Below are 22,570 nucleotides of genomic sequence, written 5' to 3' on the forward strand. Positions count from 1 at the left end.
TTTGAATTGCTGCAGCAGGACGGCGCCAGGCATCAAGAAAAAGAGCGCGCGGCAAGGGCCGCACGCTCCGCTTTTTATCGGTTTGGCGCTTTTTACTTGAGCGCTTCGTCCGTCACTTCGTGCGTCCAAGCGCCCGCCGGCTCCTTGGAGATGACGGGATCAGAGCCGCCGGCGAGCAGCGACTGGACCGTGCGCTTGTAGTCGGCCTCATCGAGAGCGCCGTTCGAGCCGGCCGTCAGCTTGGCGATTTCGCCCATCATGCGCTTCTGGTGCTTTTCCGTCTGGGCACCGGTGGAATCGTTCTCAAGAACGATATCGGCAGCCTCGTCCGGGTTCTCCTCGGCATATTTCCAGCCCTTCATGGAGGCGCGGACGAACTTCACCATTCTTTCCTTGAAGGCAGGGTCCTTGAGCTTGTCCTCGAGCACGTAAAGCCCGTCCTCGAGAGTTGCTACACCCTGGTCCTCGTATTTGAAGGTGACGAGGTCTTCCGCCTTGATGCCGGCGTCGATCACCTGCCAATACTCGTTGTAGGTCATCGTGGAGATGCAGGCGGCCTGTTTCTGGATCAGTGGATCGACATTGAAGCCCTGCTTCAAGACGGTCACACCTTCCGGACCGCCATCCGTCGGGATCTTCAACTGCGACATCCAGGAGAGGAACGGATATTCGTTGCCGAAGAACCAGACGCCGAGCGTCTTGCCCTTGAAGTTATCAGGGCTCGTCACGCCGGATTCCTTGAGACAGGTCAACATCATGCCGGACTTCTTGAACGGCTGGGCGATGTTGACGAGCGGCACGCCCTTTTCGCGCGTGGCGAGGGCGGAAGGCATCCAGTCGACGATGACGTCGGCTCCGCCGCCGGCAATCACTTGCGCCGGGGCGATATCCGGACCGCCCGGCTTGATATCGACGTCAAGGCCCTCTTCCTCGTAGAAGCCCTTGTCCTTGGCGACGTAGTAGCCGGCAAACTGAGCCTGGGTGACCCACTTCAATTGGAGCGTAACCTTGTCGGCGGCATTGGCATGGAAGGCGGCAAGCGAAAAGACGCCGGCTGCAAGCAGAGATGCAAGTTTCTTGTTCATGTCTGTTCCCTCTTATTGTTGGTTCATACTCATCGTCGCTTCGTTTTAAAGCGCGTCGCATTCAACAAGAGCCGGGCGACGCGCTTTAAATCTTTGTTTGCATGCATGTCGTTGTCCCGAAACCACCTTTTCGGGCGACATGCGTTAGGCCCGTCCACTGCGGATGGACGGATGCCAGAAGGTGACGGCCCGCTCGGCGAGCGCGACGACCCCGTAGAAGGCGGAGCCAGCCACCGCCGCAACGGCGATCTCGGCCCAAACCATGTCGACGTTCATGCGGCCCACTTCCGTGGAGATCCGGAAGCCCATGCCGACAATGGGCGTTCCGAAAAATTCGGCCACGATCGCGCCGATCAGCGCCAGCGTGGAGTTAATCTTGAGCGCGTTGAAAATGAAAGGCCAGGCGGCGGGCAATCGCAGCTTGACGAGTGTCTGCCACCATGTCGCCGCGTAGGTTCGCATCAGGTCACGTTCCATGTGGCTTGCGGCGGCAAGGCCGGAAACCGTATTCACCAGCATCGGGAAGAAGGTCATGATGACGACGACGGCGACCTTCGACTGCCAGTCGAAGCCGAACCACATGACCATGATGGGCGCCACGCCTATGACGGGCAGTGCGGAGACGAAGTTGCCGAGCGGCAGCAGACCTCTCTGCAGGAAGGGCGAGCGGTCGATCAGGATCGCCACGACGAAGCCGAGGCCGCAGCCAAGCGCATAGCCGGTCAGCACGGCCTTAAGAAAGGTCTGCCGGAAATCGGCCGCCAGCGTCGGGAGAGAGTTGACGAGGCGCTGCCAGATCATCGATGGCGCCGGCAGCAGCACCGACGGAATGCCGAAGCCGCGAACGACGCCTTCCCAAAGGACGAGGATGGTGATGCCGAAGAGGAGGGGAACGGCAAAGCGCGCGGCGCTGGCGGCCGTGCGGTGCGCAAAGTGCTGGCGCACGAGCCATTCGTTGAAAGCCCAGGCAGCGAGCCAGAAGAGCACGGCTCCGGCGAAAACAGGAATATTCATGGCTTGGCCCCCATGCGCTTGAGAACGGCCGTATGGGCGAAGCCGACAATCATGACGAGGACGGCCGCGAGCGCTGCCGCCATGAACAAAGCCGCCCAGATCTGCACGGTCTGGCCGTAATAGGATCCGGCAAGCAGGCGGGCGCCAAGCCCGGCCACCGCACCCGTTGGCAACTCGCCGACGATGGCGCCGACAAGCGAGATAGCGACCGCGACCTTCAGCGAGGTGAAGAGGTAGGGCATGGAGGATGGCCAGCGCAACTTCCAGAAGGTCTGCGCCGGTGAAGCATTGTAGGTGTGCATGAGGTCGAGCTGGATCGTTTCCGGGCTGCGCAATCCCTTGACCATGCCGACGACGACCGGGAAGAACGAAAGGTAGGTCGAGATCAGCGCCTTCGGCAGCAACCCTGCGATGCCGATGGCGTTCAGAACGACGATGATCATTGGCGCGATGGCGAGGATCGGGATGGTCTGGCTGGCGATCACCCAAGGCATCAAGGACCTGTCCATCGCACGGTTGTGGACGATGCCGACGGCGAGCAGGACGCCGAGCGCGGCACCGATGCCGAAGCCGAGCAGCGTCGCGGAAAGCGTGATCCAGGCGTGATAGATGAGGCTGCGCTTGGACGTGATCGCCTTGTTGGCGGTCGTATCCCAGATTTCGGCGACAACTTGGTGCGGGGCGGGCAGCACGGGCCGCTCCTGTGCCATCGTGTTCCGGACGATCTCGGAGAAACCGATTTCGGTGCCGGCACGCGCCGCCGTATCGCGCTCGAACGGCGCGTTGAGGAAAGCGGCCGCCACATACCAGACGGCGATCAATAGCAAGACGACGGTGCCGATCGGCAGCAGCTTGTCCTTGAGAAAGCTTTGCTCGCGCATGATCAGGCCCTTCCGCTCGTCGGCAGCAGCATCAGCCCCATCGCGGCGATTCCGAGCAGCACGCCCGCCATCTGCGTCGTGCTCAGCTTCTCACCGAAGAGCGTGAAGGCAATGAGGTTGACAAGCACCAGCTGCACAACGGCCGACAGGGAAATCGCGAGCCCCAGGCCTCCCTCGCGCATGAGCTTCACCATGATCAGGTTGCCGATCACATAGAGCCCCAGAGCGAGCAGCAGCACGGGAACGCTGTTGCTGGAGACGTAGGCGCGCGATGCGGTCGCGCCGCCGAGGAAAATGAACGTGGCGAGGAGAAGCCACAGAACGTAGGCGGGGTTCATGCGCGCTCACCTCCTGCGGCATACCAGCTGTAGAGTATGTCGGGCAAACCTTCCTCGTTCTCGCCGTCCGTTCTCTTCACTGCGACGAAGCCTTCGCGCTCGTAGAAGCGATGTGCGTCCGCGTTACGCTCGAAAGTCCATAGCTTGAGCTCGTCCGGGGCGCGTTTCTTTGCCTCGCGCAACAACCGGGCGCCGACACCGCCCTTTCGGTGGCGTTCATCAACGTAGAGCGCCGTGACGTAGGCCTCCGGTGACAGGGCGAGAAAGCCAACAACTTCACCCTCGCGGTCTGCAACGACGATCGCGCGATCCGCGAAGACAGTTTCGCGGTAATACCGCTCCACGTCGGCTGCAGCATGCACCCTCGGCATCCAGGGCGTAGCATCGATCCAGCGGTTGAGAATACCGGCACATGCCGTCATATCGGCGATGACGGCGTCCCGGCACGTGATGTTGGCGGAACCGCTACTCATCATAGCTATGCCCCGCTCTCAGGCCCTCTCGGACGCGATGGGCGATTTCCAGAAATTCCGGCGTCTCGCGAATGCCGAGCGGCCGCTCCCGGGGCAGAGTGGATTCGATGATATCGGTCACGCGGCCCGGGCGCGGGCTCATGACGACGATCTTGGTCGAAAGGTATACCGCCTCCGGAATCGAATGGGTGACGAAACAGATGGTTTTGTTGGTGCGTGCCCAGAGTTTCAGAAGCTGCTCATTGAGGTGGTCGCGGACGATCTCGTCGAGTGCGCCGAACGGTTCGTCCATCAGAAGAAGATCGGCGTCGAAGGCGAGTGCGCGGGCGATCGAGGCTCGCTGCTGCATGCCGCCGGAAAGCTGCCAGGGATACTTCTTGCCGAAACCCGAGAGATTGACGAGTTCGAGCGTCCGCTCGATCCGTGCCTTCCGCTCGTCCTTCGAATAGCCCATGATTTCGAGCGGCAAGGCGATGTTCTTCTCGATCGTGCGCCAGGGATAGAGCGCGGCGGCCTGGAAAACATAGCCGTAGGCGCGGTGGCGCCGGGCTTCTTCGGGTGTCATGCCGTTGACTGTGATAGCGCCGGATGTCGGTTTCTCGAGGTCGGCGATGACGCGCAGGAACGTCGTCTTGCCGCACCCGGACGGTCCGATGAAGGAAACGAAATCGCCCTTGGCCACGTCGAGGTTCACGCCCGTCAGCGCATTGACCGGCCCGTCGCTGGTCTGGAACGTGAGGCCGAGATCCCGAGCCGAGACCACGGAGGCAGAATTGGATGTCATGGGCGGATTCTCATTGTGGCTTGTCTGTGGCAGACTGCTATCCGAACCTGCAACATGCAATGCCGCCGATGTCGTCTGTTGCGGTTTTTTCAGCGAATTCTGGAGAGCGTTCATGTCTCGGTCATCCAATTCTGGCTGTCGCGTGGTTCGTCCGGGTGACATCTATGCCGGCAAGCAAGGGCTTAACTATTTCGAGGGCATAGCCCAGGAAACGGTCGGCTCGACCGGTATTTGCATGCATCTCTTGACCATGCCGCCTGGCGCGCGCGCCAAGGCGCATCTGCACGAGAGCCACGAGACCGCGATCTACATTCTTGCCGGCGAGGCGCATACCTGGTTCGGCGATCGGCTCGAGGAGCATGTGATCGTCAAGGCCGGCGAGATGTTCTACATCCCGGCCGGCGTGCCGCATCTGCCCGCCAATCTCTCCGACAAGCCGTGCTCGGCGGTGATTGCCCGGACAGATCCGAGGGAACAGGAAAGCGTCGTGCTGCTGCCCGAACTGGATGCGCTGGTGCCGGCCTAGCGCTCCGGAAAGCGACGTTGTCCATGACGTGGGTGACAGATGCGGCATCTGGTGTGCGTCAAACCCCGCTTGCCGGAATGCCGGTGCGCTGTACGGCGCGGGGCGCCGTCACTTCCTTCCATGTAGAAAGAGCCGTGCTGACGGCGGGGAAGGGTTCGCGCCTGACGAACTCTCCGTGGCCTTCCTGCGTCTTGACCATGCCTTCCTCGATCGAAACGACACCGCGGGTGAGGGTGAAGCGAGGCAGGCCCCTCACGGTTTTACCTTCGAAGACGTTATAGTCGATCGACGATTGCTGGGTCTTTGCCGAGATCGTCTTGGAGCGCTTCGGATCCCAGACGACGAGGTCGGCATCCGCTCCGACCAGGATCGCGCCCTTCTTCGGATAGATGTTGAGGATCTTGGCGATGTTGGTCGAGGTCACCGCGACGAATTCGTTCATGGTGATGCGGCCCGTGGCGACGCCATAGGTCCACAGCATCGGCATCCGGTCTTCCAGCCCCCCGGTGCCGTTCGGGATCTTGGTGAAATCCCCGACGCCGAAGCGCTTCTGGTCGGTGGTGAAGGCGCAATGGTCAGTCGCCACCACCTGCAGTGAACCGGAGGCGAGCCCGGCCCAGAGGCTGTCCTGATGCAGCTTGTTGCGGAAAGGTGGCGACATCACGCGGCGGGCGGCGTGGTCCCAATCCTTGTTGAAATATTCGCTTTCGTCGAGCGTCAGGTGCTGGATCAAGGGTTCGCCGAAGACGCGCATGCCCTTGGCGCGGGCACGCCGGATCGCCTCGTGCGCCTGTTCGCAGGAGGTGTGGACGATATAGACCGGACAACCGGCCATGTCGGCGATCATGATCGCACGGTTGGTGGCCTCGCCCTCGACTTCGGCCGGCCGCGAATAGGCGTGCGCCTCGGGGCCATCGTTGCCCTCGGCGAGCAGCTTTGCTTGCAACTGAGCGACGACGTCGCCGTTTTCGGCGTGGACAAGCGGCAGGGCACCAAGCCCGGCGCAGCGCTGGAACGAGGAAAACATCTCGTCGTCATCCACCATCAGAGCACCCTTGTAGGCCATGAAGTGCTTGAAGGTGTTGATGCCCTTATCCTTGACGATGGTCTCCATCTCGTTGAAGACCTGCTCGCCCCACCAGGTGATCGCCATGTGGAAGGAATAGTCACAATTGGCGCGCGTCGACTTGTTGTCCCACATGGTGAGCGCTTCGAGCAGCGACTGGCCGGGCGAGGGGAGCGCGAAATCAACGACCATGGTCGTGCCGCCAGCGAGTGCCGCACGTGTGCCGCTTTCGAAATCGTCCGAGGAATAGGTGCCCATGAAAGGCATCTCGAGATGGGTATGCGGGTCGATGCCGCCGGGCATGACATAGCAGCCGCTCGCATCCAGCGTTTCAGTGCCGGAGAGGTTCGGGCCAATCTCGACGATCCTGCCGCCCTCGACCTTGATATCAGCCTTGTAGGTGAGGTCGGCCGTGACGATGGTTCCACCCTTGATCACAGTGCTCATTGGCTATGTTTCCCTTGCGATTGTGTTTTCGGCCGCCGGAGGGGCCAAGAAAAAGGGCGGAACTGTCGTCCCGCCCATGATGTCACTTCACGATTTCGGCCGTTTCGACGACGGCGTGGAAGAGGACATCGGCCCCCGCGGATGCCCATTCCTTGGAGATGTCTTCCGCCTCGTTGTGGCTGAGCCCGCCGACACAAGGGCACATGATCATCGTCGTCGGGGCGACCTTCGCCGCCCAGCAGGCGTCGTGGCCGGCGCCCGAGATGAGATTCATGTGGCTGTAGCCGAGCTTCTCGGCGGCGCCGCGAACGGTTGCGACCAGTTTCGGATCAAAGGTCACGGGATCGAAATGGCCGACCGCCTCGATCGAGCAGCCGACGCCCAGCGCCTCGGCGATCTTCGGCGCCTCGGCCTCGATGCGCGCGCGCATACCGTCGAGCTTGGCCTGGTCGGGCGAGCGAATGTCGATGGTGAAGACGACCTTGCCGGGCAGCACGTTGCGCGAATTGGGTGAAAAGAACACCTGGCCGACACCGCCGACAGCGCCCGGCTGGTTCTCCATGGCGACCTTCTGCACCATTTCGAAGATGCGTGACATGGCGAGACCGGCATTGAGGCGCATGTCCATCGGCGTCGAGCCGGTGTGGGCTTCGCGGCCGGTGAGTGTGACTTCCAGCCACCACAGGCCCTGACAGTGCGTGACGACGCCGATCTGCTTGTTCTCGGCTTCCAGGATCGGCCCCTGTTCGATGTGGTACTCGAAATAGGCGTGCATCTTGCGCGCGCCCACTTCCTCGTCGCCGAGCCAGCCGATGCGCTTCAGTTCGTCGCCGAAGGCCTTTCCGTCCGGGTCCTTGCGGGCGTAGGCGTAGTCGAGCGTATGAACGCCGGCAAAGACGCCCGAGGCGAGCATTGCGGGCGCAAAACGCGCGCCCTCCTCGTTGGTCCAGTTCGTCACAACGATCGGGTGCCTGGTCCGGATGCCGAGATCGTTCATCGTGCGGACGACCTCAAGGCCGCTTAAGACCCCGAGCACGCCGTCGAACTTGCCGCCGGTCGGTTGTGTGTCGAGATGGGAGCCGATGTGCACGGGCAGTGCGTCGGGATCGGTGCCGGGGCGAGTAAAGAACATGGTGCCCATCTTGTCGACACCCATGCTGAGCCCGGCCGCTTCGCACCAGGACTGGAAAAGCCGGCGACCCTCGCCGTCCTCGTCCGTCAATGTTTGGCGGTTGTTGCCGCCGGCGACACCGGGGCCGATCTTCGCCATATCCATCAACGAATCCCACAGGCGGTCAGCGTTGACGCGCATGTTCTCGCCAGGTGCTGCCATGGCGTTCTCCTCATTTTTCGGTTTGCCCCTTGCGGTGCAGCCCTCATGTTCCCGCCGGTCAAATCCAGGCTTTGTTGTTGGTGCCTTTCGATCAGTCGTTGCCTTTGTCGACAAACTGGCTGATAATTTGACCGGTTGGTAAACATTACAACTTCCGTGGCGGCACTCAAGCCGGAAAAACAAAAAATCGGAGTTGCTGCCCAAAAAGATGGCGCGTCCGAATTTTGGGCAAGTCAGGCTGCTGCATGTTCATTGGATCATATTCGATTCAAGGACAAAAACATGCAGCAATTCAAGGTGCTACAGGTTTGTGCGTCCGCAGAAGACGCACGGCGCCATTGTTGTTGTGCGCAAGCAGCGGGCAGGGGGCAAGATGGTACTTCCGAGAGCGGCCAGAACCCAGAGGCGTACACGCATACAGGAGGAGAAGGAGGAGCAGATCCTCGAGGCGGCGTTGGAAGTTTTTTCGGCCCACGGCTTTCGCGGCTCGACCATTGACCAGATCGCGGAAGTGGCGGGCATGTCGAAGCCGAACCTGCTTTATTATTTCCGCACCAAGGAGGCGATGCACCGTGCGCTGATCGACCGCGTGCTCGATACCTGGCTAGATCCGCTGCGGGAGTTCAATGCCGACGGAAACCCGGTTGCCGAGATCCGTAGCTACATCCGTCGAAAACTGGAGATGGCGCGCGATTTCCCGCGCGAAAGCCGGCTGTTTGCCAACGAAGTGCTGCAGGGGGCGCCTCGTATCGAGGACGAGCTGAAGGGCCCGTTGAAAGCGCTCGTCGACGAGAAGGCCGAGGTGATCCGCGCATGGGCAAAGGCCGGCAAGATCGCCAAATGCGATCCCTATCATCTGATCTTCGCAATATGGTCGACGACGCAGCACTATGCCGACTTCGATGTGCAGGTTCGCGCCGTGCTCGGCCAGGAGAACGCCGGCGACGGGCGCTTCGAGGATGCCGCACGCTTCCTCGAGCGGCTGTTCGTCGACGGCCTGCAGGTAAGCGAGCAACCCTCGTCGGAGCACGACGAAGGAGAATAGGGTCGCTGGATAGCCTTTTCCGCTGCCGCACCTTCTCCGCTGGAGCAGCGTACCCTTACCCCGCGCGTGGGGAGCAGGTCATTCAGATGCGGTCGCTCCTCGCGGCTCAACCCTGCGCCGGCAGCACTTCGGAAATCTGCGCCGCATCGCCAATGATCCAGGTCTCGAGCTTCGCCTGACGGCCGCGTAGGCCGATATCGAGCCGCATGTTGCCCTCGAGATCGAGGCCGGCGCGACGGACGAGTTCCACCGAAACCGCGAGTTCGGCATCATGCTCCTTCGCCAGGCCCTCGAGCCGGCTTGCGGTGTTGATCGTATCACCGACCGCCGTCAGCGAGGTCGCCCGGCCATAGCCCATCTCGCCGATGATTGCCGGACCCGCGTGCAGTCCGATCGCCAGTCGCAGCGGTTGCTCGAGCTCGCCTTGGAATGTCTGATTGAGCGCCCGAACCCCCTTGGACAATCGCACTGCGGCCGCGAGTGATTGAAGGCATGCTTCCTGGAATGGGCTCTTCAACCCGAAGATCGCGAACGCGCCGTCGCCGATGAACTTGTCGATCACGCCGCCGGAGCTTTCGACGGCCTCGCCGACCATTTCGAAATAGCGGTTCAGCAGGAACACCGTATCGAAAGGCAGTCTGTGCTCGGCGATGCGGGTAAAGTCACGCAGATCGCAGAAGAGCACTGCGATCCGGCGCTCGCGGCCCTCGCCGTTCTGCTGGGCGAGCTGCTTCTTTATGCCCAGGCTGTCGGTGTCGAGAATGGGGACGACGGTCACGCTGTGAACCGGTCGGAACTGGCAAGCGAGCCGCACATTGTCCGGCGCGCCGATCCGGGTCAATGTCGCCAGTTCCGCGGCCTCCGGTGCCGGCTGGCCATCCAGGCCCTGGATTACGCGGACCCGGCACGTCGAGCAGCGGCCACGTCCGCCGCAGACGGAGACATGGGGAATTCCCGCGGCGCGGCTCGCCTCGAGAACGCTGAAACCAAGACTGACTGCCGCGACACGGCCGTCGGGATAGCGGACGCGAATGCGACCGCGCGCGGGCAGGGCGCGAAGGGCGAACGTGCCGGCGATCAAACCACCGAAACCGGCGTAGAGCGCGAGGCGGATGTTTTCCATCAGGGCCGGATCGACCCGCAGTTTCGCCTCGCTCACATAAGCCTTGTCGCCATAACCGCCATGTTCGGCATAGTCGCGCTCAAGCGATCGCGCACCGTTGATGAAGCCGAGCAGCGCGAAGATCGGAACGAGCAGGGCAATCGTATAGAGCAGGATTTCATAACGCGGAAACCAGGGGCGGCCGCGCATCCAGAACCAGGCGCCGAGACATCCGTGGCCCCAGGCAAGGAGAAGCGCCACCGTTTGTCGGGTGGTGTTGATGGAACTCGACCAAAGCGATCGAAGGATTTCGGGATAAGTGGCTTCGATCCCTGAGAAGATCGGTTCCACCCGGGCGGCGACCACATGCGCCATCAGCACAAAGGGCAGGCTGAGACCGAAGACGATCTTCAACGCTTCACGGGCGGGCATTCTGAGCGTCTGCCGCCGGTAAAGGCTGTCGAGCGCCATCATGAAATGCAGGAGCAGTGCGCCGTAGAGCAGTATCGTCCCGGGCACGCTGTGCCAAAGGAGGGTGAACGTCCGCCTTCCGGCTTCCATGGCGTCGATGGAGATGAGGCCGAGCGAATGATTGAAGAAATGGCCGAGGATGAATGTGCCGAGCACGGCCCCGGAGATCAGGTGTGTCTTCTTGCGTGCATTGGTGGAAAAGATCGTCAAGCACTCTGCCCGGTGTCTGTCGGCTGCGGCCGGCTATTGCTGATTCCGTCCCTTATCAACCAGATCGCCGGTACCGACAACTTACGTTTTCGATACAAACTGTTTCGTTTTCGTGACTTGTACGAGTCGTTGGCGGCGTTACTCGAACGCGTCCGGAGCCCTTGCGCGGCAACCTCTCGGCAAGTTTGTCGATCACCACCCGGAGCTTTGGCAGCGTATGCGCGATAGACGCGGCGATCGTGCGCGCCATGAGGCGCGGATCGCGTCCGCTGAATCGTTGCGGATGGGCGGGATCGACAACGGTATTGATCGGGTTCCAGCGCACGCAAACGCGAAGGCCGCCGGGGTCTCTCCCGGCGGCCTTCCCGTTTATCGGCGCTCCGTCATTCGGCGGCCTGGCGGGCCATCGGATTGTTCGGATGCGTCGTCCAGTTGGCGTAGTTCGGATCGACAGCCTTGCCGGTGCGCCTGTCAACGGTGCCGGCGGCAAGCGGCTCCATGGTAATGCAGTTGTCGACCGGGCAGACGTTGACGCAGAGATTGCAGCCGACGCATTCCTCCTCGATCACTTCGAAATGACGCACGCCGTTGACGAACTGAGTGATCGCCTGATGCGAGGTGTCCTCGCAGGCGATGTGACAGCGGCCGCATTTGATGCAGGCATCCTGATCGATCTTCGCCTTGGCGATATAGTTGAGGTTGAGGTATTGCCAGTCGGTGACGTTGGGCACGGCGCGGCCGCAGATATCGTCGAGCGTGCGGTGGCCTTTGGCGTCCATCCAGTCGGAAAGGCCGGAGATCATTTCCTGGACGATCTTGAAGCCGTAGGTCATCGCCGCCGTGCAGACCTGCACGTTGCCGGCGCCAAGCGCCAGAAATTCTGCCGCATCGCGCCAGGTGGTGATGCCGCCGATGCCGGAGATTGGCAGCCCACGGGTTTCGGGATCGCGGGCGATCTCGGCCACCATGTTGAGCGCAATCGGCTTGACCGCCGGGCCGCAATAGCCGCCGTGGCTGCCCCGGCCGTCGATCGACGGCTCGGGCGAGAAGGTGTCGAGATTGACCGAGGTGATCGAGTTGATCGTGTTGATCAGCGACACCGCGTCGGTGCCACCGGCGTTGGCGGCGCGGGCAGGCTTGCGGATGTCGGTGATGTTCGGCGTCAGCTTGGTGATCACCGGCATGCGCGTGTACTGCTTGCACCAGCGCACCACCATCTCGATATATTCCGGCACCTGGCCAACTGCCGATCCCATGCCGCGCTCGGACATGCCGTGCGGACAGCCGAAGTTGAGTTCGATGCCGTCGGCGCCGGTTTCCTCGACGAGCGGCAGGATCGCCTTCCAGGCATTTTCCTCGCACGGCACCATGATTGAGGCGATGAGCGCCCGATCCGGCCAGTTCATCTTCACCTGCTTCATCTCGCGCAGGTTCACATAAAGGTCGCGGTCGGTGATGAGCTCGATATTGTTCAAGCCGAGCAGGCGCCGGTCCGCGCCCCAGATCGCGCCGTAGCGCGGCCCGTTGACGTTGACGACCGGCGGTCCTTCCTCGCCAAGCGTCTTCCAGACGACGCCGCCCCAGCCGGCCTTGAAGGCGCGTTCGACGTTATAGGCCTTGTCCGTCGGCGGCGCCGAAGCGAGCCAGAACGGGTTCGGGGATTTGATGCCGACAAAATTGTTGCGAAGATCAGCCATTGTTTCGTCCTCTCGATCCTGTTCCGCTCTTCACGCGACGGCACTCGCCAGCGGCTGAGCCGCGGCGAAAGCCTTGTCGATCGATTCGGCGGCATCGCGCCCCATGGCGACGGCGGAAACGGTGAGGTCCTCCCCGCCAAGCACGCAGTCGCCGCCCGCCCAGACACTGGCGAGCGACGTGCGGCCTTCCGCATCGATGACGATGCGTCCGCCCTCCAGCTGAAGCGCGCCAAGGCCAGAGGCTTCGAAGGTCTGGCCGATGGCCTTGAAAATCTGGTCGGCTGCGATGATACCCGTTTCCCCTGTTGTCGTCAGCTTGCCGTTGTCGAGCGTGGTGTACTCGAGTTCGATGCCCGCGACCTTGCCATCCTTCAGCGCGATGCGCTTCGGCTGCAGCCAGTGGCGGATGGTGACGCCCTTGGACGCCGCGAGATCCTGCTCGAACTCGGAAGCATTCATGTGCTCCTTTCCGCGGCGGTAGCAGATCGTCACTTCTTCCGCCCCGAGCAGCTTTGCCTGGACGGCCGCATCGATGGCGGTCATGCCGCCGCCGAGCACCACGACCCGGCGGCCGACCGGGATGTCGGCCTTGGTCTTCGACTGGCGCAAGGCTGCGATGAAGTCGACCGCGTCTTCGACGCCCTCGGCATTTTCGCCTTCAATCCTGAGCGCATTGACACCGGTAAGCCCGAGGCCGAGGAAGACGGCATCATATTGCTCCGTCAGGTCAGCCAGCGAGAAGTCGCGGCCGAGCGCCTGTCCGTGGCGCACCTCGATGCCGCCGATCGAAAGGACGTAATCGACCTCCTTCTGGGCGAAATCGTCCACCGACTTATAGGCGGCGATACCATATTCATTGAGGCCGCCGGATTTCTCGCGGGCATCATAGATGACGACGTCATGGCCTTTGACTGCAAGCCGATGTGCGCACGCAAGCCCCGCGGGGCCGGCACCGACCACGGCGACCTTGCGACCGGTCGAGGCGGAGCGGGCATAGAATTGCTTGTTCTCCTTCACCGCGATGTCGGTCGCGTAACGCTGCAGCCTGCCGATCTCGACCGGCCGCTCCTCGGCCGTGTTGCGCACGCAGGCCTGCTCGCAGAGCGTTTCGGTGGGACAGACGCGGGCGCACATGCCGCCGAGAATGTTCTGGTCGAAAATCGTTTTCGCCGAGCCGATCGGATTGCCTGTTGCAATCTGCCGGATGAACATCGGGATGTCGATCGAGGTGGGACAGGCCGTCATGCACGGCGCATCATGACAGAAGTAACAGCGGTCGGAAGCGACCAGAGCCTCGTGTTTGTCGAGCGGTGGATGAAGGTCGGAGAAATTGGCTTCGTATTCCTTGAGCGGCAGGCGGCCGCCAAGGATCCCAGATTGCGTCGTTCCCATTTTTTGCTCCCAATGTTTTCTCAGGATGAGAGAACGGTAACACGCTTTATTTTTTTATCAAACGGTAAAAGTTTACTTCGGGAATTCCCGAACGCCTTGAGAATTGAGGCTTTGTCTTCGCGCATCCTACTGCATGTTGCCTTAAATCGGAGTCGATCGGCGAAATACGCAGCAATTCAAAGCACTACAGCGGCCTTTGTGCGTCTGAAAAGATGCACGGCGCTGCAGTCGACCTCCACGTTTGTTTGACAGGATAGGGCAAATAGTGGCAGCAAATCGAAGGGGAAGGAGACAATCGCATGGCGCGCAGGCCGGAGACCAATAACAGGCTGGACGATGCCGCCCGGGCTGGCTGGCTATACTATGTCGCCGGTCGGACGCAGGACGAGATCGCCTCGATCATGGGCATTTCGCGGCAATCGGCGCAGCGCCTCGTCTCCCTCGCCATGGCCGAGCGGCTAATCAAGGTGCGGCTCGATCATCCGATTGCCGCCTGTCTCGAAGCCGCCGCCCGGCTTAAGGAAAAATTCGAGCTGAAGCACGTCGATGTGGTACCGAGCGATCCGGGCTCTAACTCGATGACCGTCGGTATCGCCGAGGCCGGCGCGGTGGAGATCGAGCGCTGGCTGAAATCGACGGACCCGGTGGTTCTGGCGATCGGGACGGGGCGGACGCTGAAGGCAACCATCGACCAACTGCCCTCGATGGAGTGCCCGCAGCATCGCATCGTCTCGCTGACCGGCAATATCAGGCTCGATGGCTCGGCCGCCTATTACAACGTCATCTTCAGCATGGCGGATACCATCAAGGCACGCCATTTTCCCATGCCCCTGCCGGTTCTCGTCTCATCGCCCGAAGAGCGCGAGGTTCTTCACAAGCAGAGCCTGGTGAAACTCGCGCTCAAGCTCGGCGCGGAGGCAAATGCCGCCTTCGTCGGCGTAGGCGAACTCGGGCCGGACGCACCGCTCTGCGAGGACGGCTTTCTGGCGCGCGAGGAAATGGCGCGACTGATGGCAGCCGGTGCCGCAGGCGAGATCTGCGGCTGGATGTTCGACCACGAGGGCGAACTGCTCGCCGGCAGCATCAATGAGCGCGTCGCCTCCATTCCGCTGCCGCCGCGCGACCGCGCGTCGGTCATCGGTATTGCCAAAGGCAAGCGCAAATACCAGGCGCTCCGCGCGGCGCTCAAGGGCCGCATCATCAATGGCCTTATCACCGACGAAACCACTGCCGACTTTCTGCTCGGTGCTTGAATCGGTCGAAATCGACTCGTTCGAAATCTGCCCGGGCGCGCTCGACGTTTTTAGAACGGCGCGGCGGCGCCGTCGCGGCTGGCGTTCGTACACCCGCTCGATAAAAATCCATAGCTAAAACAGTTCATTAGAATTTTGCGTGCGTCGCAGCAACGAATGCGCATTGACATTTTGCGTCAACGGGTGAGTAATTGCTCATGAGCAAGGCAAATGCTCATTTTCTTCTGGGAGGAAGTCGATGAACTTGAGAACTTTCCTGCTGGGCACATGCTCGGCAGTCGCTTTGGCGGGTCTGGCCCAAGCAGAAACCCTGACCATCGCGACCGTGAACAACGGCGACATGATCCGGATGCAGAAGCTGACGGATGATTTCACCTCTAAAAATCCGGACATTCAGCTCGAGTGGGTAACGCTCGAGGAAAACGTGCTGCGCCAGCGCGTGACGACGGACATCGCGACGAAGGGCGGCCAGTACGACATCATGACAATCGGCACGTATGAAGTGCCGATCTGGGCCAAGCAGGGCTGGCTGCTGCCGCTCGACAATCTTGGCGCCGACTACGACGTCGATGACCTGCTGCCGGCGATCCGCAGCGGACTGACGATCGATGGCAAACTCTATGCCGCGCCCTTCTATGGCGAAAGCTCGATGGTGATGTATCGCAAGGACCTGTTCGAGAAGGCCGGCCTCACCATGCCCGAAGCTCCCACCTGGGACTTCATTGCGGACGCCGCCCGCAAGATTACTGACAAGGGGAATGAAATCTACGGCATCTGCCTGCGCGGCAAGGCCGGCTGGGGCGAGAACATGGCCTTCCTGACGGCGACCGCGAATGCCTTCGGTGCGCGCTGGTTCGACGAGAAATGGACGCCGCAGTTCGACCAGCCGGAATGGAAGAACGCACTCGACTTCTACGTCAAGCTGATGAATGACGCAGGCCCGCCCGGCGCCTCCTCGAACGGCTTCAACGAAAACCTGTCGCTCTTCCAGACCGGCAAGTGCGGCATGTGGATCGACGCGACGGTTGCCGCTTCCTTCGTGACCAACCCGAAGGAATCGACGGTTGCCGACAAGGTCGGCTTCGCGCTTGCGCCCGATACCGGCCTTGGCAAGCGCGGCAACTGGCTCTGGGCCTGGAACCTGGCGATCCCTGCAGGCTCGCAGAAGACCGAGGCGGCCGAAAAGTTCATCGCCTGGGCAACCGGCAAGGACTATCTGAAGCTGGTCGCCGAGAAGGAAGGCTGGGCAAACGTTCCGCCCGGCACCCGTACCTCGCTCTACGAGAATCCGGAATACCAGAAGGCGGCGCCATTCGCGAAGATGACGCTCGACTCGATCAACGCGGCCGATCCGAAGAACCCGGCGGTCAAGCCGGTGCCTTATGTCGGCGTGCAGTTCGTGGCGATCCCGGAATTCCAGGGACTGGGTACGGCTGTCGGCCAGCAGTTCTCGGCCGCACTTGCCGGTCAGATGAGCGTCGATCAGGCGCTTGCGAGCGCGCAGCAACTGACGACCCGCGAAATGACCAAGGCAGGCTACATCAAGTAGGGCTCCCAAGGGCCGGGGCGCTGGCCGGAAACGGCTGGTGTCCCGGCAACTCCCAGGGCGGGAGGGGAAAGCGTCAGGCGGTTCTTCCGCCGGCTTCCCGCTCTGTCTTTTTTGGATCGACAGCGGGCGCGTCCGGCATGCGCGGCAAACTGCGCAAGCCCTTTCATGGAACAGCGTTGACAGTCACAGGGGAACGCCATGGCGACCTTGCACACCCGCTCCGCCGCGCGGCTGATGATCGCGCCTTCGGTGCTTTTGCTTTTGGCCTGGATGATCGTTCCGTTGGCCATGACCATCTATTTCTCGCTTCTGCGCTACAATCTGCTGATGCCGGGAATGGAAGAGTTCGCCGGCCTCTCCAACTACACTTATTTCCTGAGCGATCCGGCCTTCTTCCAGGCGATCTTCAATACGCTCGCCATCGTCCTCGGCGTGTTGTTCATCACGGTGGTCGGCGGCATCGCCCTCGCGCTTCTTCTCGACCAGCCGATGTTCGGGCAGGGGATCGTGCGTATCCTGGTGATCGCGCCCTTCCTCATCATGCCGACCGTTGCGGCGCTGGTCTGGAAGAACATGTTCATGAATCCGGTGAACGGGCTCTTTGCCTGGGTCGCCAAGCTCGTCGGCCTCCAGCCCTATGACTTCCTCGCAAATGCGCCGCTTGTCTCGGTCATCATCATCGTCGCCTGGCAGTGGCTGCCCTTCGCGACTCTCATTCTTCTGACGGCGTTGCAGTCGCTCGACGAGGAGCAGAAGGAGGCCGCGCAGATGGATGGCGCCGGCGCCTGGAGCCGCTTCTTTTACCTGGTGCTGCCGCATCTTTCTCGTGCGATCACCGTCGTGATCCTGATCCAGACGATCTTCCTGCTCTCGGTCTTCGCCGAGATCCTCGTCACTACCAATGGCGGTCCCGGTACGCAAAGCACGAATCTCACCTTCCTCGTCTATGCGCAGGCTCTCCTGCAGTTCGACGTGGGCGGCGCTTCCGCCGGCGGCATCATCGCGGTCATCCTCGCCAATATCGTCGCATTCTTCCTGATGCGCATGATCGGCAAGACATTGGAGGCTTGAGCCATGGCACGCAATGTTTCGACCCGACGCAAGCTGGTTGTCACGGTCGTCGCCTGGACGATCGGCATTCTGATCTTCTTCCCGATCCTCTGGACGTTCCTGACGAGTTTCAAGACCGAAGCGCAGGCGATCGCCTCGCCTCCGTCGCTCCTCTTCTTCGATTGGACGACCGAAAACTACCATGAGGTGCAAAGCCGTTCAGACTATTTCAAGCACTTCATGAATTCGGTCGTCGTGTCTTTCGGCTCGACGCTGCTCGGCCTCGTCATCGCCATTCCGTCGGCCTGGGCCATGGCCTTCGCGCCGACGAAACGGACCAAGGACGTGCTGATGTGGATGCTTTCCACCAAGATGATGCCGCCCGTCGGCGTGTTGGTGCCGATGTATCTGATGTTCCGCAACACTGGGCTTCTCGACACGCGCACCGGCCTGGTGATCGTCCTGACGCTGATCAACCTGCCGATCATCATCTGGATGCTCTACACCTACTTCAAGGAAATCCCCGGCGAGATTCTCGAAGCGGCACGCATGGATGGCGCCTCGCTCTCCAAGGAGATCATCTACGTGCTGACGCCGATGGCGATCCCCGGCATTGCCTCGACGCTGCTCCTCAACATCATTCTCGCCTGGAACGAGGCGTTCTGGACCCTGAACCTGAGCGCGGCGAAAGCGGCACCGCTGACCGCCTTCATCGCCTCCTATTCGAGCCCGGAAGGCCTTTTCTACGCGAAGCTCTCGGCCGCCTCGACGATGGCGATCGCCCCCATCCTCATTCTCGGCTGGTTCTCGCAGAAACAGCTTGTACGCGGCCTGACCTTCGGCGCGGTCAAATAAGGATACGACCATGGGAAACATCACACTCAAGAACGTATCGAAAGTCTTCGGCGCCCACGCCGTCATCCCTTCGATCGACCTCGACATCAATGACGGCGAATTCGTCGTCTTCGTCGGGCCGTCCGGCTGCGGCAAGTCCACGCTGCTGCGATTGATCGCGGGGCTGGAAGATGTGAGCGACGGCGAGATCGTCATCGACGGCAAGAAGGCGACCGACCTGCCGCCGGCAAAGCGCGGCCTCTCGATGGTGTTCCAGTCCTATGCGCTCTATCCGCATATGAGCGTGCGCTCCAACATCGCCTTTCCCTTGAAGATGGCGGGCGAGGACAAGACCGTCATCGACAAGAAGGTGGCGGACGCCGCCCGGGTGCTGAACCTCACCGACTACCTTGACCGCAAGCCCCGCCAGCTTTCCGGCGGGCAGCGCCAGCGCGTCGCGATCGGCCGCGCCATCGTCCGCCAGCCGGAAGCCTTCCTGTTCGACGAGCCGCTTTCGAACCTCGATGCGGCGCTGCGTGTCAACATGCGGCTCGAGATCAGCCAGCTTCACCAGCAGCTGAAGACGACGATGGTCTATGTCACCCACGACCAGGTGGAAGCCATGACAATGGCCGACAAGATCGTCGTGCTCAACCGCGGACGGATCGAGCAGGTCGGCTCGCCGCTCGATCTTTATCACAAGCCGGACAATCTCTTCGTCGCGGGCTTTATCGGCTCGCCGAAGATGAATTTCATTTCGGGGGCGCCGGCGGCTACCTATCAGGCCCATACGATCGGCATCCGCCCGGAACATCTGGTGCTTTCGAAGGACCAGGGAACGTGGAGGGGAACGGTTGGTGTGGCCGAACATCTCGGCTCCGACACCTTCCTGCACGTGAACGCCGACAGCATCGGCACATTGACGGCGCGCGTCAGCGGCGATTTCGCCGTGACACATGGCGACCAGGTCTTCCTGACGCCGGACGTTCAGCGCCTGCACAAGTTTGACGAAAAGGGATTGGCAATTCGATGAAACGTCTCGAAGGGAAAAGCGCGCTGATCACCGGATCCGCGCGGGGAATCGGCCGCGCCTTCGCAGAAGCCTATGTGCGTGAGGGCGCGACGGTCGCGATTGCCGACATCAATATCGATCGGGCGAAGCAGACGGCCGCGGAAATCGGACCGGCAGCCTACGCCGTCGAAATGGATGTGACCCGACAGGATTCGATCGATGCAGCGATCGCCGCGGTCGTCGAGCGCGCCGGCGGTCTTGATATCCTGATCAACAATGCCGCTCTCTTCGATCTGGCGCCGATCGTCGAGATCACCAGAGAAAGTTACGAAAAGCTATTCTCCATCAATGTTGCCGGCACGCTCTTCACGCTGCAGGCGGCCGCCAGGCAGATGATTGCGCAGGGGCGCGGCGGCAAGATCATCAACATGGCGAGCCAGGCGGGCCGCCGCGGAGAGGCGCTGGTGGCGGTCTATTGCGCGACCAAGGCTGCCGTCATCAGTCTCACGCAATCGGCCGGACTCGATCTCATCAAGCACCGCATCAATGTGAACGCCATTGCCCCGGGCGTCGTCGACGGCGAGCACTGGGAGGGCGTCGATGCGCTCTTTGCCAAGTACGAGAACCGTCCGTTCGGCGAAAAGAAGCGGCTGGTCGGCGAGGAGGTCCCTTACGGACGGATGGGCACAGCCGAAGATCTCACCGGCATGGCGATCTTCCTCGCCTCGCCGGAAGCAGACTACATCGTCGCACAGACCTACAACGTCGATGGCGGCAACTGGATGAGCTGAGGCTTCGTCGCAGGACGGGTTCTCGAAAGGAACGATAGGATGACGACCAAACTCTCCCTCGCCACACTCGACGCCGTCAAGGCCAAGGCTGGCGTTCCGAAGTATGATCGGCACGATCTCCGGGCCGGCATTGTCCATTTCGGTGTCGGCAACTTTCACCGCGCCCACCAGGCCGTCTATCTCGACGATCTCTTCAACCTGGGGCTCGACCACGACTGGGCGATCATCGGAGCAGGGGTGTTGCCGTCTGACGAGGTCATGCGGGCCAAGCTCGAAGCGCAGGATTTCCTGACGACGGTGGTGGAACAGGACAACAACCGCACCGGCGCGCATGTCACCGGCGCGATGATCGCCTATCTGAAGCCCGGCGATACGCCGGCCATCGTGGCGCAACTTGCAAGCCCGTTCATTCGCATCGTGTCGCTGACGATCACCGAAGGCGGCTATTTCATCGATCCGGCGTCGGGCGTTTTCAATCCGGCCCACCCGGCCATTGTCGAGGACGCGCGCAATCCGACCTCGCCGAAGACGGTCTTCGGTTTCATTGTGGCTGGCCTCGCCGAGCGCAGAGCCAGGGGCATACCGCCCTTCACCGTCATGTCCTGCGACAATATCCCGGGCAACGGCGAGGTGACGCATGCGGCCGTTTCCAGCCTCGCGCGCCTCTCGGATCCGGCATTCGCGGATTGGATCGACTCCAATGTCGCCTTTCCGAATGGCATGGTCGACCGCATCACGCCGGCGACCGGTTCCCGGGAAATCGGCATCGTCGCTTCGGACTACGGCATCGACGATGCCTGGCCGGTCTTTTGCGAAGAGTTCAAGCAATGGGTGCTGGAGGACCATTTCCCGCAAGGCCGCCCAGCATTGGAAAAGGTGGGCGTGCAATTCGTGCCGGACGTCGCGCCTTATGAGCATATGAAGATCCGCATTCTGAACGGCGGCCATGCGGCGATCGCCTATCCGGCCGCGCTGCTCGACATCCATTTCGTCCACGAGGCGATGGAGGAGCCGCTGATCCGCGCCTTTCTCTCAAAACTCGAGCACGACGAGATCATCCCGGTCATTCCGCCGGTTCCGGACACGGATCTCAAGGATTACTACAAGCTGATCGAAACCCGCTTCGCCAATCCGAAGATCGGCGACACCATCCCGCGACTGGCTCAGGACGGTTCGAACCGCCAGCCGAAATTCATTCTGCCTTCGACGGCTGATCGGCTCCGCCGCGGCGAGGACGTCGTGGGTCTTTCGCTCGTGTCCGCCCTCTGGTGCCGCTACTTCGCCGGCAAATCGGACAGCGGCAAGGATATCGTCTTCAACGATTCGAGCGCCGACCGGCTGCAGGCCGCCGCCCTTGCGGCCAAGGACGATCCGATGGCCTTTCTTGCGCTCTCCGACATCTTCGGCGATGTCGCCCGATCCGACCTTTTCCGGCGGCGCTTCGGACATGCATTGAAAACACTCTGGGAAAAGGGCACACGCGCAACGCTCCAGCTCTATCTGGATGGCAAACTCGGGGAATAGAGCCGATGGCGGACGGCCCTAGCTTGGTCATTTTCGACTGTGACGGTGTCCTGGTCGACAGCGAGCCGATCTCGCTTGCGGTTCTGGTCGAGGCGCTGGATGCGGCCGGCGTATCGATGACGACGGCGGAGGCGAGCGAACGCTTTCTGGGCCGCAGTTTGAAGACTATGTCCGCCATCCTTCGCGACGAACACGGCCTTGCGACCGACGACGCCTTTCTGGAAGGGATGCGCACGCGCCTTTATGCACGCTTCCGCGAGGAACTGAGGCCCGTTGACGGCATTCGCCGGGCGGTCGAGCAGCTCGACGGTGCCTGCTGCGTCGCTTCGTCGAGCCAGCCCGAGCGCATTCGTCTTTCCCTGACAGTGACCGGACTGATCGACCTCTTCGATCCGCACATCTTCAGCGCAAGCATGGTGACGCACGGGAAACCGGCACCCGATCTCTTCCTCTATGCGAGCGCGCAAATGGGCTACGTCCCCGCCGACTGCATCGTCGTGGAGGACAGCCCGGCCGGCATCGAAGCGGCTAAAGCGGCCGGCATGCGCGTCTTCGCCTTCGCCGGTGCAAGCCACGCGCGAAACGACCTGCACCGGCAGGCGCTGGCCAGACTGGATCCCGATGTGCTGTTTGACGACATGGGCGAATTGATACAGTTTGTCCGGCAGTAATTCAGAACAGGATCGCGGATCG

The 22,570-nt window shown here is 61.8% G+C and carries 21 protein-coding genes; 10 read left to right on the forward strand and 11 right to left on the reverse strand.

Going from position 1 to position 22,570, the window contains the following annotated elements; genetic code table 11:
- Window positions 1–92 precede the first annotated feature (92 nt).
- The 6 genes from ILFOPFJJ_RS04955 to ILFOPFJJ_RS04980 all read right to left on the reverse strand — a co-directional run bounded on the left by ILFOPFJJ_RS04955 (window position 93) and on the right by ILFOPFJJ_RS04980 (window position 4,575).
- The gene (locus ILFOPFJJ_RS04955; RefSeq protein ID WP_173509419.1) at window positions 93–1,085 is read right to left on the reverse strand and encodes an ABC transporter substrate-binding protein; all 993 of its coding nucleotides are present in this window, start codon (window positions 1,083–1,085) and stop codon (window positions 93–95) included.
- A 144-nt stretch (window positions 1,086–1,229) separates the two neighbouring features.
- The gene (locus ILFOPFJJ_RS04960) at window positions 1,230–2,099 is read right to left on the reverse strand and encodes an ABC transporter permease (protein WP_173509420.1); all 870 of its coding nucleotides are present in this window, start codon (window positions 2,097–2,099) and stop codon (window positions 1,230–1,232) included.
- Window positions 2,096–2,980, reverse strand: coding sequence for an ABC transporter permease (locus tag ILFOPFJJ_RS04965; protein ID WP_173509421.1), 885 nt, complete (start codon window positions 2,978–2,980; stop codon window positions 2,096–2,098). Before ILFOPFJJ_RS04965 ends, ILFOPFJJ_RS04960 begins: the two co-directional genes overlap by 4 nt.
- A 2-nt stretch (window positions 2,981–2,982) precedes the next feature.
- Window positions 2,983–3,318, reverse strand: coding sequence for a hypothetical protein (locus ILFOPFJJ_RS04970; RefSeq protein WP_173509422.1), 336 nt, complete (start codon window positions 3,316–3,318; stop codon window positions 2,983–2,985).
- Complete coding sequence (locus tag ILFOPFJJ_RS04975; RefSeq protein ID WP_173509423.1) at window positions 3,315–3,794, reverse strand: GNAT family N-acetyltransferase; 480 nt, start codon at window positions 3,792–3,794, stop codon at window positions 3,315–3,317. The genes ILFOPFJJ_RS04970 and ILFOPFJJ_RS04975 overlap by 4 nt, the downstream gene beginning before the upstream one ends.
- Complete coding sequence (locus tag ILFOPFJJ_RS04980; RefSeq protein WP_173509424.1) at window positions 3,784–4,575, reverse strand: ABC transporter ATP-binding protein; 792 nt, start codon at window positions 4,573–4,575, stop codon at window positions 3,784–3,786. Before ILFOPFJJ_RS04980 ends, ILFOPFJJ_RS04975 begins: the two co-directional genes overlap by 11 nt.
- A 112-nt stretch (window positions 4,576–4,687) precedes the next feature.
- On the opposite strand from ILFOPFJJ_RS04980, the gene ILFOPFJJ_RS04985 reads away from it, so the two are divergent.
- On the forward strand, window positions 4,688–5,101 hold the full coding sequence (locus tag ILFOPFJJ_RS04985; RefSeq protein ID WP_173509425.1) for a cupin domain-containing protein: 414 nt from the start codon (window positions 4,688–4,690) through the stop codon (window positions 5,099–5,101).
- Between the two features lie 58 nt (window positions 5,102–5,159).
- On the opposite strand, the gene hydA is transcribed toward ILFOPFJJ_RS04985, so the two are convergent.
- Both hydA and ILFOPFJJ_RS04995 read right to left on the reverse strand, forming a co-directional pair.
- Complete coding sequence (gene hydA, locus ILFOPFJJ_RS04990; protein ID WP_173509426.1) at window positions 5,160–6,614, reverse strand: dihydropyrimidinase; 1,455 nt, start codon at window positions 6,612–6,614, stop codon at window positions 5,160–5,162.
- An 82-nt stretch (window positions 6,615–6,696) separates the two neighbouring features.
- Window positions 6,697–7,947: a Zn-dependent hydrolase gene (locus tag ILFOPFJJ_RS04995; RefSeq protein WP_173509427.1), complete on the reverse strand. Its 1,251-nt coding sequence runs from the start codon at window positions 7,945–7,947 to the stop codon at window positions 6,697–6,699.
- A 373-nt stretch (window positions 7,948–8,320) separates the two neighbouring features.
- On the opposite strand from ILFOPFJJ_RS04995, the gene rutR reads away from it, so the two are divergent.
- Window positions 8,321–8,992, forward strand: a complete 672-nt coding sequence (rutR, locus tag ILFOPFJJ_RS05000) for an HTH-type transcriptional regulator RutR (protein ID WP_173509428.1) — start codon at window positions 8,321–8,323, stop codon at window positions 8,990–8,992.
- 106 nt (window positions 8,993–9,098) lie between these two features.
- Here rutR and ILFOPFJJ_RS05005 read toward each other — a convergent pair whose 3' ends face one another.
- The 3 genes from ILFOPFJJ_RS05005 to ILFOPFJJ_RS05015 all read right to left on the reverse strand — a co-directional run bounded on the left by ILFOPFJJ_RS05005 (window position 9,099) and on the right by ILFOPFJJ_RS05015 (window position 13,864).
- Entirely contained in the window at window positions 9,099–10,775 is a 1,677-nt protein-coding gene (locus tag ILFOPFJJ_RS05005; RefSeq protein WP_173509429.1) for an adenylate/guanylate cyclase domain-containing protein, read from the reverse strand.
- A 383-nt stretch (window positions 10,776–11,158) separates the two neighbouring features.
- On the reverse strand, window positions 11,159–12,472 hold the full coding sequence (preA, locus tag ILFOPFJJ_RS05010) for an NAD-dependent dihydropyrimidine dehydrogenase subunit PreA (RefSeq protein WP_173509430.1): 1,314 nt from the start codon (window positions 12,470–12,472) through the stop codon (window positions 11,159–11,161).
- 30 nt (window positions 12,473–12,502) lie between these two features.
- Entirely contained in the window at window positions 12,503–13,864 is a 1,362-nt protein-coding gene (locus ILFOPFJJ_RS05015) for an NAD(P)-dependent oxidoreductase (protein ID WP_173509431.1), read from the reverse strand.
- Between the two features lie 299 nt (window positions 13,865–14,163).
- On the opposite strand from ILFOPFJJ_RS05015, the gene ILFOPFJJ_RS05020 reads away from it, so the two are divergent.
- From ILFOPFJJ_RS05020 to ILFOPFJJ_RS05055, 8 genes are all read left to right on the forward strand, one after another.
- Window positions 14,164–15,117, forward strand: a complete 954-nt coding sequence (locus ILFOPFJJ_RS05020; RefSeq protein WP_173509432.1) for a sugar-binding transcriptional regulator — start codon at window positions 14,164–14,166, stop codon at window positions 15,115–15,117.
- Window positions 15,118–15,355: 238 nt separating this feature from the next.
- Window positions 15,356–16,666 (forward strand): ABC transporter substrate-binding protein, encoded by a 1,311-nt coding sequence (locus ILFOPFJJ_RS05025; protein WP_173509433.1) that lies wholly within the window; start codon window positions 15,356–15,358, stop codon window positions 16,664–16,666.
- 198 nt (window positions 16,667–16,864) lie between these two features.
- Window positions 16,865–17,737 (forward strand): carbohydrate ABC transporter permease, encoded by an 873-nt coding sequence (locus ILFOPFJJ_RS05030; protein ID WP_173509434.1) that lies wholly within the window; start codon window positions 16,865–16,867, stop codon window positions 17,735–17,737.
- A gap of 3 nt (window positions 17,738–17,740) precedes the next feature.
- Window positions 17,741–18,571 carry a carbohydrate ABC transporter permease gene (locus ILFOPFJJ_RS05035; protein WP_173509435.1) on the forward strand — a complete coding sequence of 277 codons (831 nt, stop codon included), beginning with the start codon at window positions 17,741–17,743 and terminating at the stop codon, window positions 18,569–18,571.
- A 10-nt stretch (window positions 18,572–18,581) separates the two neighbouring features.
- Window positions 18,582–19,583 (forward strand): ABC transporter ATP-binding protein, encoded by a 1,002-nt coding sequence (locus tag ILFOPFJJ_RS05040; protein WP_173509436.1) that lies wholly within the window; start codon window positions 18,582–18,584, stop codon window positions 19,581–19,583.
- Window positions 19,580–20,353 carry an L-iditol 2-dehydrogenase gene (locus ILFOPFJJ_RS05045; RefSeq protein ID WP_173509437.1) on the forward strand — a complete coding sequence of 258 codons (774 nt, stop codon included), beginning with the start codon at window positions 19,580–19,582 and terminating at the stop codon, window positions 20,351–20,353. The genes ILFOPFJJ_RS05040 and ILFOPFJJ_RS05045 overlap by 4 nt, the downstream gene beginning before the upstream one ends.
- Window positions 20,354–20,392: 39 nt before the next feature.
- A complete protein-coding gene (locus ILFOPFJJ_RS05050; RefSeq protein WP_173509438.1) occupies window positions 20,393–21,877 on the forward strand; it encodes a mannitol dehydrogenase family protein in 1,485 nt (494 codons plus the stop codon).
- Between the two features lie 5 nt (window positions 21,878–21,882).
- Window positions 21,883–22,548: an HAD family hydrolase gene (locus ILFOPFJJ_RS05055; RefSeq protein WP_173509439.1), complete on the forward strand. Its 666-nt coding sequence runs from the start codon at window positions 21,883–21,885 to the stop codon at window positions 22,546–22,548.
- The last annotated feature ends 22 nt before the right edge of the window (window positions 22,549–22,570 follow it).

The sequence above is a fragment of the Sinorhizobium psoraleae genome (genome assembly GCF_013283645.1).
Classification (GTDB): Bacteria; Pseudomonadota; Alphaproteobacteria; order Rhizobiales; family Rhizobiaceae; genus Sinorhizobium; species Sinorhizobium psoraleae.

What these genes read in the sequence shown, in the direction of transcription:
- ILFOPFJJ_RS04955 (WP_173509419.1), bottom strand. Translation starts at nt 1,085, where the DNA reads ATGAACAAGAAACTTGCATCTCTGCTTGCAGCCGGCGTCTTTTCGCTT.
- ILFOPFJJ_RS04960 (WP_173509420.1), bottom strand. Translation starts at nt 2,099, where the DNA reads ATGAATATTCCTGTTTTCGCCGGAGCCGTGCTCTTCTGGCTCGCTGCC.
- ILFOPFJJ_RS04965 (WP_173509421.1), bottom strand. Translation starts at nt 2,980, where the DNA reads ATGCGCGAGCAAAGCTTTCTCAAGGACAAGCTGCTGCCGATCGGCACC.
- ILFOPFJJ_RS04970 (WP_173509422.1), bottom strand. Translation starts at nt 3,318, where the DNA reads ATGAACCCCGCCTACGTTCTGTGGCTTCTCCTCGCCACGTTCATTTTC.
- ILFOPFJJ_RS04975 (WP_173509423.1), bottom strand. Translation starts at nt 3,794, where the DNA reads ATGATGAGTAGCGGTTCCGCCAACATCACGTGCCGGGACGCCGTCATC.
- ILFOPFJJ_RS04980 (WP_173509424.1), bottom strand. Translation starts at nt 4,575, where the DNA reads ATGACATCCAATTCTGCCTCCGTGGTCTCGGCTCGGGATCTCGGCCTC.
- ILFOPFJJ_RS04985 (WP_173509425.1), top strand. Translation starts at nt 4,688, where the DNA reads ATGTCTCGGTCATCCAATTCTGGCTGTCGCGTGGTTCGTCCGGGTGAC.
- hydA (WP_173509426.1), bottom strand. Translation starts at nt 6,614, where the DNA reads ATGAGCACTGTGATCAAGGGTGGAACCATCGTCACGGCCGACCTCACC.
- ILFOPFJJ_RS04995 (WP_173509427.1), bottom strand. Translation starts at nt 7,947, where the DNA reads ATGGCAGCACCTGGCGAGAACATGCGCGTCAACGCTGACCGCCTGTGG.
- rutR (WP_173509428.1), top strand. Translation starts at nt 8,321, where the DNA reads ATGGTACTTCCGAGAGCGGCCAGAACCCAGAGGCGTACACGCATACAG.
- preA (WP_173509430.1), bottom strand. Translation starts at nt 12,472, where the DNA reads ATGGCTGATCTTCGCAACAATTTTGTCGGCATCAAATCCCCGAACCCG.
- ILFOPFJJ_RS05015 (WP_173509431.1), bottom strand. Translation starts at nt 13,864, where the DNA reads ATGGGAACGACGCAATCTGGGATCCTTGGCGGCCGCCTGCCGCTCAAG.
- ILFOPFJJ_RS05020 (WP_173509432.1), top strand. Translation starts at nt 14,164, where the DNA reads ATGGCGCGCAGGCCGGAGACCAATAACAGGCTGGACGATGCCGCCCGG.
- ILFOPFJJ_RS05025 (WP_173509433.1), top strand. Translation starts at nt 15,356, where the DNA reads ATGAACTTGAGAACTTTCCTGCTGGGCACATGCTCGGCAGTCGCTTTG.
- ILFOPFJJ_RS05030 (WP_173509434.1), top strand. Translation starts at nt 16,865, where the DNA reads ATGGCGACCTTGCACACCCGCTCCGCCGCGCGGCTGATGATCGCGCCT.
- ILFOPFJJ_RS05035 (WP_173509435.1), top strand. Translation starts at nt 17,741, where the DNA reads ATGGCACGCAATGTTTCGACCCGACGCAAGCTGGTTGTCACGGTCGTC.
- ILFOPFJJ_RS05040 (WP_173509436.1), top strand. Translation starts at nt 18,582, where the DNA reads ATGGGAAACATCACACTCAAGAACGTATCGAAAGTCTTCGGCGCCCAC.
- ILFOPFJJ_RS05045 (WP_173509437.1), top strand. Translation starts at nt 19,580, where the DNA reads ATGAAACGTCTCGAAGGGAAAAGCGCGCTGATCACCGGATCCGCGCGG.
- ILFOPFJJ_RS05050 (WP_173509438.1), top strand. Translation starts at nt 20,393, where the DNA reads ATGACGACCAAACTCTCCCTCGCCACACTCGACGCCGTCAAGGCCAAG.
- ILFOPFJJ_RS05055 (WP_173509439.1), top strand. Translation starts at nt 21,883, where the DNA reads ATGGCGGACGGCCCTAGCTTGGTCATTTTCGACTGTGACGGTGTCCTG.